Annotated in this window: 17 protein-coding genes; 8 read left to right on the top strand and 9 right to left on the bottom strand. The window is 41.2% G+C overall.

Annotated features, from left to right (window positions below; translation table 11 throughout):
• Window positions 1-7 precede the first annotated feature (7 nt).
• A complete protein-coding gene (gene fhcD, locus JCM14467_RS11050) occupies window positions 8-943 on the bottom strand; it encodes a formylmethanofuran--tetrahydromethanopterin N-formyltransferase (RefSeq protein ID WP_252901436.1) in 936 nt (311 codons plus the stop codon).
• A gap of 162 nt (window positions 944-1,105) precedes the next feature.
• Between fhcD and JCM14467_RS11045 the strand changes: the two genes are divergently transcribed.
• Complete coding sequence (locus tag JCM14467_RS11045; RefSeq protein WP_252901435.1) at window positions 1,106-1,708, top strand: hypothetical protein; 603 nt, start codon at window positions 1,106-1,108, stop codon at window positions 1,706-1,708.
• 12 nt (window positions 1,709-1,720) lie between these two features.
• On the opposite strand, the gene JCM14467_RS11040 is transcribed toward JCM14467_RS11045, so the two are convergent.
• The 6 genes from JCM14467_RS11040 to JCM14467_RS11020 form a co-directional block, all read right to left on the bottom strand.
• On the bottom strand, window positions 1,721-2,662 hold the full coding sequence (locus tag JCM14467_RS11040) for a GTP cyclohydrolase, FolE2/MptA family (protein WP_054850175.1): 942 nt from the start codon (window positions 2,660-2,662) through the stop codon (window positions 1,721-1,723).
• 66 nt (window positions 2,663-2,728) lie between these two features.
• Window positions 2,729-2,887 (bottom strand): hypothetical protein, encoded by a 159-nt coding sequence (locus tag JCM14467_RS18100; RefSeq protein WP_252901434.1) that lies wholly within the window; start codon window positions 2,885-2,887, stop codon window positions 2,729-2,731.
• Window positions 2,887-3,600 (bottom strand): DUF1464 family protein, encoded by a 714-nt coding sequence (locus tag JCM14467_RS11035; protein WP_252901457.1) that lies wholly within the window; start codon window positions 3,598-3,600, stop codon window positions 2,887-2,889. Before JCM14467_RS11035 ends, JCM14467_RS18100 begins: the two co-directional genes overlap by 1 nt.
• 41 nt (window positions 3,601-3,641) lie before the next feature.
• Entirely contained in the window at window positions 3,642-3,887 is a 246-nt protein-coding gene (locus tag JCM14467_RS11030) for a DUF1464 family protein (RefSeq protein WP_252901433.1), read from the bottom strand.
• Entirely contained in the window at window positions 3,847-4,395 is a 549-nt protein-coding gene (locus tag JCM14467_RS11025; RefSeq protein ID WP_252901432.1) for a DUF447 domain-containing protein, read from the bottom strand. Before JCM14467_RS11025 ends, JCM14467_RS11030 begins: the two co-directional genes overlap by 41 nt.
• A gap of 135 nt (window positions 4,396-4,530) precedes the next feature.
• Window positions 4,531-4,929 (bottom strand): dihydroneopterin aldolase family protein, encoded by a 399-nt coding sequence (locus JCM14467_RS11020; RefSeq protein ID WP_054850171.1) that lies wholly within the window; start codon window positions 4,927-4,929, stop codon window positions 4,531-4,533.
• Window positions 4,930-5,191: 262 nt separating this feature from the next.
• Here JCM14467_RS11020 and JCM14467_RS11015 point away from each other — a divergent pair, with 262 nt between their 5' ends.
• Genes JCM14467_RS11015 through JCM14467_RS10995 form a run of 5 tightly spaced genes read left to right on the top strand, consistent with a single transcriptional unit; the run spans window position 5,192 to window position 7,772 of the window.
• Entirely contained in the window at window positions 5,192-5,887 is a 696-nt protein-coding gene (locus JCM14467_RS11015) for a HisA/HisF-related TIM barrel protein (RefSeq protein ID WP_252901431.1), read from the top strand.
• A gap of 59 nt (window positions 5,888-5,946) precedes the next feature.
• Entirely contained in the window at window positions 5,947-6,582 is a 636-nt protein-coding gene (locus JCM14467_RS11010; RefSeq protein WP_054850169.1) for a methylene-tetrahydromethanopterin dehydrogenase N-terminal domain-containing protein, read from the top strand.
• 41 nt (window positions 6,583-6,623) lie between these two features.
• Complete coding sequence (locus JCM14467_RS11005; RefSeq protein ID WP_054850168.1) at window positions 6,624-6,857, top strand: hypothetical protein; 234 nt, start codon at window positions 6,624-6,626, stop codon at window positions 6,855-6,857.
• A 35-nt stretch (window positions 6,858-6,892) separates the two neighbouring features.
• Entirely contained in the window at window positions 6,893-7,438 is a 546-nt protein-coding gene (locus JCM14467_RS11000; protein WP_054850167.1) for a hypothetical protein, read from the top strand.
• Window positions 7,413-7,772: a hypothetical protein gene (locus JCM14467_RS10995; protein WP_054850166.1), complete on the top strand. Its 360-nt coding sequence runs from the start codon at window positions 7,413-7,415 to the stop codon at window positions 7,770-7,772. The genes JCM14467_RS11000 and JCM14467_RS10995 overlap by 26 nt, the downstream gene beginning before the upstream one ends.
• 5 nt (window positions 7,773-7,777) lie before the next feature.
• Here JCM14467_RS10995 and JCM14467_RS10990 read toward each other — a convergent pair whose 3' ends face one another.
• Both JCM14467_RS10990 and JCM14467_RS10985 read right to left on the bottom strand, forming a co-directional pair.
• Entirely contained in the window at window positions 7,778-8,677 is a 900-nt protein-coding gene (locus JCM14467_RS10990) for a coenzyme F420-0:L-glutamate ligase (RefSeq protein ID WP_054850165.1), read from the bottom strand.
• A gap of 51 nt (window positions 8,678-8,728) precedes the next feature.
• Window positions 8,729-9,487 carry a flavoprotein gene (locus JCM14467_RS10985; protein ID WP_054850164.1) on the bottom strand — a complete coding sequence of 253 codons (759 nt, stop codon included), beginning with the start codon at window positions 9,485-9,487 and terminating at the stop codon, window positions 8,729-8,731.
• Between the two features lie 62 nt (window positions 9,488-9,549).
• On the opposite strand from JCM14467_RS10985, the gene JCM14467_RS10980 reads away from it, so the two are divergent.
• A complete protein-coding gene (locus JCM14467_RS10980; protein ID WP_054850163.1) occupies window positions 9,550-10,164 on the top strand; it encodes a DUF6513 domain-containing protein in 615 nt (204 codons plus the stop codon).
• The gene (locus JCM14467_RS10975) at window positions 10,151-11,128 is read left to right on the top strand and encodes a dihydropteroate synthase-like protein (protein WP_342765538.1); all 978 of its coding nucleotides are present in this window, start codon (window positions 10,151-10,153) and stop codon (window positions 11,126-11,128) included. The genes JCM14467_RS10980 and JCM14467_RS10975 overlap by 14 nt, the downstream gene beginning before the upstream one ends.
• Window positions 11,129-11,147: the final 19 nt, after the last annotated feature.

Genomic DNA, 11,147 nt, shown 5'->3' with positions numbered 1-11,147 from the left:
AGTCACCTTAAACCTTAACATCATAATCCTTAGCCACCTCTAGGGCCTCCTTTAAATATAGTAGATATGGCCCTAACTTTCCACCATAGTTACCGGCATCAATCTTAATAACGCCAGGCACTGATGCAGCCGCCTTTATTGCGAGGCCCATGGCCAACAATACCGCATCCTTTGTGAGACCATCAATGACTATTTCATACACGGAATTAGCATCAGGTGGTAATCGTGTGTCCTTAACCACCGACCTTAGTGTTGGGCAGTAAAGATGATTTGTTGTTGCCCTTAATTTAGGATATTTAAGTGAGCCAACCTTTGATCCGGACCTCACGATCCCACCAGGGAATGGCGTAATGACACCTCTAGCGTACTTCCTTATAGCTTTAACGGCTTTTTCCGCTGCTTCTAACCCTGCCTGTTGATTCCTCGCTATTATCAATATGTTACCACCACCTACAGCCTTCTTAATGCCGAAGGAATCCTCAACGATGAATTCGCCCTCCATCACGGGTATTCTCCACACCTTCCTATTATACATGATGCCCTGCCTCTCGAAGCCGTCACCGAACTTCGCCAATGCCCTACCAACTGCCATCTTCCTACGGCTATTCTCAAGGGCATCAAAGGCCGCCGTGGTCGGTGCCGTTAATACACACTGACCAACTCTCTGTATAGTAACTAATTTCAGGCTTGCTAGGTCGGTGTGGTATATCTGAATAAGGGCGCCAGGCCTACCATCAGGTGTTGCCTTTGGAGAGACTAAACCCTCAATACCTGCCTCGCCAGGACTACCTATTATTGATGTTCCAAAGCCCGTAGCCACGCTAGCCGCTATTAATGCCCACCTACGGTTAATGGCTGTTATTAAAATGCGTGTAGCATACATGGGGAATGCCTCAGCGAATGTGTCTTCAACAATTACATCACCAATCTTAAGCATACTCATTAAAGGTCGACAAACTAGTACAAGATGTGATGTTAAAAAGAATTACTACCATGTTATTACCAGGAATACGTATGTGCCCAGAAAGGGATATATTGGATTGACCACGGCCTATTTAACGTTATGCGTGGAGGAATCGTTTTCGATCCATTGGAATGGGTGTTAGTGAGGAGTTACTATACCGCATTGCTTCCGCAATTAAATTTCAACGGCGATCACGTAGCGGCTGAAATAGCGCCTAAGTACTGTAATTATGATAGGGATTTAAAGGAGTATGATTGGGATGTGGTAAACATAGTAATGCCACCTGCGGAAACCAAGCCGCTGAATGATGGCTTACTTATAGCCGTTGAGGGCTACTCCGTGGAGTTACTTCATAATTGGGGTTTAAGCCCCGACATTATCGTTACAGACTTCGATTTTAAGCCGGATGAATTAGTTAAGTATGACGCATTAATACTGGGGCATGCGCATGGCGATAACATTAGTTATTACCCAAGGTACGCCTCAATGGCTAAGCAATTATTACCAACAGTGCAAGTATGGCCACGTGGATGTTCACTATTGATTCCAGGATTTACGGATGGCGACCGCGCAGTTTATCTGGCGTATTACATGGGTGCCCGGGAAATTAGGATATACGGCTTCAACCCACATAAGATGGTTAAGAGGGATGACGAGATAAAGAGGACGAAGCTTCAAATAGCAGAAACCCTGATAAATAGGGTAATTAGGAAGAATAGAAGTAAAGTGATATTTTATAAATAACAAATTTATAACTTAACAATTCTTATTAATTATATCACTAGAATTATTATTAATTCCATTACTTAGGTGGTCAAGTTCTCGCAACTCCTTAACCTTATATGCTGAGTATGAGTAAAGGTTGAATGGGTGTATGCTCTCGTAACTAATGACCTTCACGAATACCTCATCATCATCCTTAAGATTATCCCTAAGTATTTTATAGACGTTGTATATTGCGTGCCTAGTTACGTCCTCGACGAACCTGGGGTTCTCAAAGGCCTTCTTAACAAGTCTATACTCGCTATCCCTCTTTAGGAAGTTTAACACAGGAGCTGAGAAGGAGTCTAATGCAGCCCTAATTATGTTATTGAGATCAATGCCATCACTATCACCTCCGTGCACCTTAACGCCTAAGTATATCATGGCCCTCTGGGAGTGGGACGGCGCATTAGGAAGCGATAGGTTTTCCATTGCGGCATAAACCTGCTGGGCGCAGGGGCATACGGTCATTCCCATCATCTTAACGCCTATGGTAATCTCCTCATACCCATCACGCAGCAGTACATCTCTCAGTACTAGGGTAACGGGTATTTCATCAACATAATTACTAATGCGTTCATCACCATACTTATACAGGTAAAGCGTACTTATTGACGCCTCGGCCCTGTATGCATAATTATGCTTGTTAAGGAGCATATGCGTTATATTCCTGAGCGCTTCCTCCAATTTCTTAAACCCAGTAAATCTTGTCTCGCTGAGTGTTTCCAATATTGTTTCCACGTTCCTAGATACGTGAATACCCTTCTGGTTCTTGGGAAGATCTATGCAGGCATTGATCCTGGCATTTAAGCAAATGGAGGAATCATCAGTGTTGAGACAGATCCTCCTATAAATCCCCTTAATACACACCTTATCAATTTTAATTGGAATATCGGGTTGGTCGCACTGTACGTGGGGTAATATCGTACTCCTCATCAATTATTATAGGCGTTGGTCTTAATTTAAGTATTATATACCCTTAAATAATTTTTATTGATTGCATCATTTACATAGTATTGGTTTCCTAACAGTCTCTAAGTACGACTTTAAAACTCTCTCCCTAAACCTGCTGGCCCTCTCGTGAATTACGTAGTCGGCAACCGTTCCACACGCCTTATCTATCTGCATATACTTGACTAAGTCGCTAAAGGTGCCGCCCATTAATCCCTCACCAATTGCGGCATAGCCCTGACTAGCTCCTTACTAATAACGGCACCCTTTAACAGGCCGGCGGGCTCTACGTCTAAATCCCTTAGGTACTCCTTCAATAACTTTACGACTAAGTCATACTTACTATGCCTACCAGTTAGTAGAATTACGTTAGCCTTTGGTGTTGATACTCTGGCCCTCATTATGTCCTTAGCCACACCCTCAACAAAGGCAAGAAGTAAGGATGCGTATGGTTCCTCAGACCTCTGATAACCATTCACCAACTCCTGCATGTCATACACCTTACCGTAATAGAAGATCCCACCGTGAAATACATCCCACCTCTCCCAGGAACTCTCATGAGCCACCACCTCAAGGTCCAATGCGCCTGACGTTAACGTGCCTATTGAGGCTACCGTACCCCCAACCCCATCCACAATCTTACCATTACTAATAGCTATGGCCGCGTTGTAGCCAAAACCTAACTCGGCAACTATGGCATTAACCTTATCATAATCAATACCCTCCCTCTGGCTATATGAATATAATGCCACGAAGGATGCTGCTAGTTTATCCACGGTTCCGAGGTCAACCTTATTAATCTTCCTGTACCAGGGCACCGTAGGTAGGTGAATAATGCCCGGCAGGAATAGTGTCTTATTACCGAGTGCCCTCACTATGTGCTCAACCGTCTTTGCGAGCGCATCATAAACCCATATTCCAATCTCACCTGCGGCTACGCCACGCTTAATATCATCCTCAGTACTTAAGAGGAGAACCTCAACGGCGAATCGCTAGGGTCTATCACGTCACTACCCATTGTTGGTGGGACGCCATAGCCCGATGGTCCAACCACGTAATCAACATCGAAGGACTCCATCGCGTTAATAAGGACATTAGGATCCTTTGCTATTTCCTCAGTTGGTATGCTCTTTTCGATCTTAACCTCGCCATCTTCTATAACCGCTATGTCAAAGGTCTTTGTCCCTGGATCCACACCTAGTACTCGCAAGTTCCTTTGCCCTAGCATATATGTCGTTAATCATATGCCTATAAATGCCTTTCCTACTTGCTCTCCTAACAGTTTCTAAGTAAAATCTCTCTCTATCCAAAATTTGCCTTATCTTATTACATGGTACATAAGGGATCTTAGTATACCAAACCAGCGCCTCAATTATTGCAGCCGACGCCCTATCAAACACCCTTGGATTCCTCGTAATGATATTAACATTATGCAACTTAACAATTACCTTAATACTATCATCACCTACATCACTAATTACCATAGTTCCATTAATGTAAGCATCACAAGAATTCAAGGCTCTCCTCTTAAGTAAGTTAATTACGTACTTTTTATTGAAGATAGAGTAATAGAATGCGCGCGGATCCTTCGTAATGCACACACTGCATCTTATTTCATTAAGACCCTTATAAATGACTAGGTCATACATCGTGGATCCCTTGAAAACCCTACCAGTTAATCCGCAGAATTCCCCATCTGCATATAGTTTAAACCCCATTGGCATTACATTAACTATGTCATCGTTATCTCCATAGAATATGGTGATTGTCTCACCATAAGTATCCTTAGAAAAACCAAATTTTCTTAGTTCTCGACATGTATTCATTACTCAAAGATTAATCCTGGATAATATTTATTTTTCGCCAATATCCTCGATATATGCCAATGTATAATTAATCTCATCAATATATCTAATTCTTGCCTTTACAAAGGCCTTCCCATACTCCACGGTAATCTCCACATCCAAGTACCTGGGATCTAGTGTTACGTAGCTATATGGATCATTTATATTGAACTTACTCGTATCAATATTTACCTGCACCCTGGCACTATGCTTAAATGGTTGTGACATTACTGCATATTCAATGACCTTCCTTAAATGTTCAATCTCATCAGTGTACTTAATGGGTATTCCCCTAAATTGATGTAATATCATTCCAAGGGCAACACCAGCCTCGAACGCAGCCCTTTCCCTATCCGTGAGCTTTGGCGTGAAGTACTTACTGGCCTTATCCAAGTATTTACTGTCCATATGTAATTAAGCGCAATTATAGGTCGATTTTAAGATTTAAGTGCTTCATGCTATCTCATGTTACTTCATTTATTTATTTATTATGCCTTTCTAGGGTAAATCGAAAGTTCAATTCGAATCTTAAAAACACGGCAAGAATTATTGACATAATTATACTGTTATGAGCCGCGAAGAAAATTCTCGAAATTACGCATTACGTGTTCTCTTAGCCTTAGTCTAAGAGGAATGCTTATTAAATAATAATGCGCATTGACAACGCGCCGTGAATCAGGTAAGAATTATGATAATTCCCGTTTTAGACATAATGAATGGAGTTGTTGTGCATGCAATAGCTGGCGAACGTGAAAAATACAGACCGTATACAGACAGCACTCTGTGCAACACGCCAGACCCTGACTGCTTCTTAGATAAGTTTCGTGAAATGGGATTTCGGTCAATATACATAGCAGATCTCGACTCAATAATAGGTAGGGGTAGTAATCAATGGGTTATAAATCACGCAATTGGGATGGGGTTCACGGTCTACGCTGACGTAGGTAGGGCCGGTATTTCATTACAAGATAGCGAAAGGTTAAGGCATGTTATTGGTACCGAATATCTGCTTTACCCAGATGAATTATTGCTGATTAAAAATAGAGTTGCCAGTCTCGACATGGAGTATAATAACGTTAAGTTCGCAAATTCACTAGTTAATATAATGAAGATCGCACCGGCACTCACCAGCTTAACGCCCAATGAATTATTAATAATAAATTTAAAGTTCGTTGGTACGATGAAGGGGATAAATAAGCATACCATTGAATTAGTTAAGCAGTATTATGGTGGTAAACTATATGTTGGTGGTGGACTGGGTAGCCTAGATGAAATTTTCGATTTAAAGAATTACGGTATTGATGGAATTCTCGTAGCAACGTTGCTACATAAGGGCGTGGTTAATAGGCCCTACTACATTGTCTAATTAACGTTCATTAGGATAATTTTTATTAAGGACTCAAATCAATATATGCTGATAAGACCATGTCAAGTCAGAGCTTTAGACCAATTTTTATATTCCTTGACGCAGATAGGCATGCAAGTCCCTTTGACATTTTAATGGTAATAGACCTAATACCTGACGCCGTTGTGCTTAAGTATGAGCAAGTGACTCCTGATGATGCTGATAAGATAGTCTCAGACGCCATGTTCCCGAGGGGCCCAAAAGGTGCTAAATTCACGAAAATATTCGTTAATGGTAAGGACCTGGACACCGTAAACGCAATAGTCGATAGGATAAAGAAGAGGATGTTCCCACCCTTCGAGCTATCAGTAATAGTCGATCCAAGGGGTTCATACACTACAGCAAGTGCTGCAGTGCTAAAGACTCTACAATTATCAATGAAGCTCGGTCTAGGCACCTTTGAGGGCAAGACAATAACTGTACTGGCAGGTACGGGACCCGTGGGTATTGCAGCCGCTTGGCTCTATGCAATGGAGGGTGCGTCTAAGGTGATAGTTACGTCTAGAGAGCTTTCTAAGGCGCAGAGGATTGCTTCTTTAATTAATAATGAATTGAAAGTGAATAAGGTAGTGGGGGTCGAGGCCAAGGCTCCTGAGCAGGTTGGTGAAGCCATTAAGGATTCAACGATAGTATTATCAACAGGGCGCCCAGCGTAACACTATTACCCCTCAATATCCTTAAGAATTATGGTAAGAACGTGAAGATAGTTGCTGACGTGAATGCAATACCGCCATATGGCGTTGAAGGTATTGACCCTAACATGGATGGTAAGGAAATAATACCTGGTGTATATGGGATTGGCGCGTTGGTGATTGGTGTGCTTAAGAATAATATAGAGGCTGAGTTAATTAAGAAGGCGTTGAGTGAGCCTAAGGGTATTTTTGACTTTAGGGCTGCGTATGAAATAGGTAAGTCCATATTTCTTAAGTAAGGCTTAAACCTGCGTATTTAATTTATTGTTTTAAAATGCTTGACCAGGTAATTGAGGGATACGTATTACTACATAGGGATACCCTATGGATGGTTAAGGGTTGTGAGCACCCCATTAATGGATTTATAGCGTATCCGCGTTACTTTAAGGATGGTAGTAAGGTAAAAGATCCCATCCACGGCTTAGATATTGCGAGGAGGTTGGGGCTTGTTAAATATATTGATGGCCTAAAGATGGAGGTCCCCGTAATCCCTCGATATGCTATTGACAGTATTTTAGATCCATTTAATAGGTCGTTATGGCCATCACTACCAAATATAATCAATGAATTCCTCAATGAGATAGGCGCCCTTAATTCAGAAGATGTTGGCTTAACAGGTAGTTACTTAGTTTCTAGTCTAGTCTCAATTAAGCCCAGAGATCTGGACTTAATAATTAGGGATGTACGGGAGGGACTTAGGATCTATGATGTACTTAAGGATTTACGCGAAGATGGGATTACCGAGCACCATATTGAATCTAAGGATTTCAGCGGTACGGATCCAATCACGAGGAATGAGCTACTTAGGCGTAGTCCTTGAGGGCGTGTATAGGGATAAGTTGGTATATAGTATTAGGGTTGTATCTTGTAAGCAAAATACTGAAATAAGGCCTATCTCATACATTAGTTATTACACAGGTAAGGTCAGGATCACCCAAGCCCTGTCTCCAATCATAATGCCATATATCTATGAGGCATTAGGTAGCGGTGGTGCAGTACTAATTAAGAGCCAGAGAATGAGATTTAGCGAAATACCAGTAAATACTGAGCTATTCCTCTCTAGCTGTAGGGTTGAGCGTTATGTGTCAGGAGAGACCTACTTATCGCTAGATAACCCTGAATGTAAAGTTAGTATTGTGGACATTAATTATTAAATGTCTCAGCATTGATTAATTACCTTAATTACCTTTATCAATACTGCTGGATAATGCATTATCTTGCTCATATCAGTCCATGTCACCTCCTCAAAGCTCTTCTTATTTAGCTTGGATAACATGTCATACACGTTTAATCCAAATCCTTCGCCAATAATCTTTCTTGCTATTTTACTGATTTTGAGAATGGTAATAAGGCTTATACGATCGCCGTAGTAAGCCACGGGTGTGGGATAAACCTTAAAGAGCCTTGGAAATGCCCTGCCGATCATATAGCCAAACCCGCCCAAATCAATTATGCCTTTTATAAATGATTTCCGTGTGGAGAATACAATACCACTTAATCGCTTAGGTTTAAATGCACGATCAGTATCTATTATCAAAACATTAATTCTCTTACCACGTAATAAAAACTCCTGATAAATCTTCTGCGCGATTTTATTGGCGTCATTTAATGGTAATGCAACATATTGATATGGTAGGTTCTTTGCATCAATCCCTGCCTCAGATACAGGCTTAATAAAATGTTTAAATCCGCCATACCTCAACGCTAGCTTTTTATGCCTAGCCATAACATTAATTGGTGTACTTAGTAATAATTGCCGTGTTTTTATGCCAATGTACCTACTTAATAAATACCCCCACACATACTTATTAAGGATGAACGTTAAGGCATACGTAATTTCATCAGCCTTTACTAAGCTTTCATCATATACATATCCATACGCTATGGCCAATGCCTTCTCACTAATGACTAAGAAATCTCCATTATCTGCTACCTTACCATATGCGCGTATTAACTTACTTATTGCGTCAGTACCTGGATACCAATAAGTGAACGGCTTTCTATAAAGCTTCACCACTATACGGAGCTTTCTATTTCTTGTATCATCCCTTTTACACATTAAATCTATCATAAGGGTTTATTAAATCTATGAGTAAGTTTGCCTTTATTTTTATGTCTCAGACTTTCCTTGATTGTTCATTATCAAATCCTTCAGTATTGATATTATTTCTTGTGGTTTTGAGACTACTATTACGTTTTTCATCTTTGATAACTTATTTATATTTTCCACATCGAGATCCCTTGGATATAGCTTAACCTTCTCCCAGCAGGTTACTGCGTTGTATGGGCATGATCGACTACAGACCTCGCAGCCAATGCACGACTTATAGTTTATCCTGGGATACCCATCAACTAACTCAATCGCCTTAACTGGGCATTTAGCCATTGGTATGCAAACATTGCAATTGTACTCCATGCACACGTCCCTATTTATTGAGCATGGTATCTCTGTCTCCATAAGGCCATCCTCACCAGGCATATCTGTTGGCATCACTATCACGGGTACATTACTCTTTTGAGCTTGTGCGAAAACCGTCGATGCTATGGAGTCGGCAATGCCGCAAACCATCTTAGCGATTGTGTTTGATGTAGCTGGTGCAATAATAACCACTTTATACCTGCCCAGGTTTAGTCGCCCAATATAGTATACACCATCATCCTCCACGAGAAATTCCTCGTAGTATTTACCTGGCGCAATTACCTTTAACTTAGGAAGAACACCAAAGAGCCTCGATACTTCATAACCCCACTTCGTTAAAAATAGCGTTACCTTTATACCATACATCCTCTTTAATCGTAATATCTCTTCAGTTAATTCCCTAAGGTGAGAACCTCCACCAGTAATAACCCACGCAATGCGTAAACTCATTAAAAATAGCAAACAAATTTACTTATAAAAGTCTATATTATAAAGTTCAGCAGCAACTAAATATGGCAAAAATACTTATAATAACTGGGAGATTGGCTGAACCAATCGTAAAGAAGGTCGTTTCTGAAATAAAGAGCGAACACACAGTAGATATCTTGACGATGCCCGTATCGATAGCCGCGTTTTTAACCACGGAGTACGTGGCGAAGTACTTAAGGGATGTGGCTAGGGTGAGGAGTGGCGATTACGACTATATATTACTGCCGGGTCTAACAATGGGGTCTGGTAAAGTTATTGAGGAAACTGTGGGGATAAAGGCATTGAAGGGTACGCTGGATGCCTACGGCTTAACGGAAATACTAAAGCTAAGGAAACTCGATGAGGTATTATCACCTGATGTACCTGCCGATGAGGTAATGCAGAACTCCGCAGAGAACATGGCCAGGGACATATTGCTAAAGATCGAGGCATCACTAAATGATTCGAACAGTATATCCGTGGATAAGGTAAGAATACCATTAAATCCACCACCCATTAGGGTAATGGCGGAGGTCTTTGAGGCGCATTTATTCAGTCTTGATGAGGTATTAGAAAGGGCTAAGTACTATGTGGAATCAGGCGCTGACTTAGTGGCTATAGGCTTCGAGGCGCTTAACCCTCACCCTGATAGTTTATGAGCTCACGAGGAAACTTAAGGAGAATTTTGACGTACCAATTGCCGTGGACTCATCAATACCCAGCGAGATTAGGGCTGCGGATAATGCGGGCGCAGATATGATAGTAAACATTGACTTAATGAATATCGACAAGGTTAGTAATATCGATAAAGACGTAGCTATAGTGGTCGTTCCTAGAAACCCCAATACCGGTTTAATTCCGCAAGACCCTGATTCAAGGGTTAAGTATTTGGTCGAAACAGTAAATAAAGCCAGAAATGTGGGATTTAGGAAAGTCATAGCTGACGCCATTTTGGATCCACCCTTCTCAACCTTTAAATCGTTAATCGCCTATTACAGGTTTAAGGAGGTAATGCCCAACGTACCACTGTTCATGGGTATAGGTAATGTGACCGAACTCATTGATGCCGATAGTATTGGTGTGAATGCCATAATGACAATGTTGGCGCAGGAGGTGGGGGCGAGCATAGTATTTACGGTTGAGAAGAGCCAAAAGGCCAGAGGATCCGTACTTGAGCTTAAGGTGGCATCTCAAATGGCGGCCATAGCAAAGTATAGGGAGTCACCGCCTAAGAATTTAGGAGTATCGATGCTCGTACTAAAGGATAAGAGGAGGGCAGGTATTGAAATTAATGAGCCCTATAATGAGGTAATAAATGCATTTGGGGAGGAAAGGCAGTTTAGGTTTGATCCATTAGGCTTGTTTAAGATTTATGTTGATCATAAAAATCACTTAATAAATGCATTATATATTGGTAAAAAGGGTAGAATTTTGATTAGGGGCAGAAGCGCTAAGGTCGTTAGACATGAGATAGCGGCTAGAGGCTTGGTCTCAGAAATATCTCATGCATTATATTTAGGTGAGGAACTTGCAAAGGCTGAGGCAGCGTTGATGCTGGGTAAGGAGTACGTTCAGGAAAGACCATTATTTAAACAGCTTAAATATATAAAGGTGAATAAGTGAGGATTTATTATTAAAGTTA

The organism is Vulcanisaeta sp. JCM 14467 (assembly GCF_001316245.1).
Classification (GTDB): Archaea; Thermoproteota; Thermoprotei; order Thermoproteales; family Thermocladiaceae; genus Vulcanisaeta.
The sequence above is the reverse complement of the archived record's forward strand: the minus strand, read 5'-3'. Positions and strand labels throughout refer to the sequence as shown.

Excerpts from the sequence above, each read along its gene's own strand:
- fhcD (WP_252901436.1), bottom strand. The coding sequence starts at position 943 with ATGAGTATGCTTAAGATTGGTGATGTAATTGTTGAAGACACATTCGCT.
- JCM14467_RS11040 (WP_054850175.1), bottom strand. The coding sequence starts at position 2,662 with ATGAGGAGTACGATATTACCCCACGTACAGTGCGACCAACCCGATATT.
- JCM14467_RS18100 (WP_252901434.1), bottom strand. The coding sequence starts at position 2,887 with ATGGGCGGCACCTTTAGCGACTTAGTCAAGTATATGCAGATAGATAAG.
- JCM14467_RS11025 (WP_252901432.1), bottom strand. The coding sequence starts at position 4,395 with ATGGGGTTTAAACTATATGCAGATGGGGAATTCTGCGGATTAACTGGT.
- JCM14467_RS11020 (WP_054850171.1), bottom strand. The coding sequence starts at position 4,929 with ATGGACAGTAAATACTTGGATAAGGCCAGTAAGTACTTCACGCCAAAG.
- JCM14467_RS11010 (WP_054850169.1), top strand. The coding sequence starts at position 5,947 with ATGTCAAGTCAGAGCTTTAGACCAATTTTTATATTCCTTGACGCAGAT.
- JCM14467_RS11000 (WP_054850167.1), top strand. The coding sequence starts at position 6,893 with ATGCTTGACCAGGTAATTGAGGGATACGTATTACTACATAGGGATACC.
- JCM14467_RS10995 (WP_054850166.1), top strand. The coding sequence starts at position 7,413 with ATGAGCTACTTAGGCGTAGTCCTTGAGGGCGTGTATAGGGATAAGTTG.
- JCM14467_RS10990 (WP_054850165.1), bottom strand. The coding sequence starts at position 8,677 with ATGTGTAAAAGGGATGATACAAGAAATAGAAAGCTCCGTATAGTGGTG.
- JCM14467_RS10985 (WP_054850164.1), bottom strand. The coding sequence starts at position 9,487 with ATGAGTTTACGCATTGCGTGGGTTATTACTGGTGGAGGTTCTCACCTT.
- JCM14467_RS10980 (WP_054850163.1), top strand. The coding sequence starts at position 9,550 with ATGGCAAAAATACTTATAATAACTGGGAGATTGGCTGAACCAATCGTA.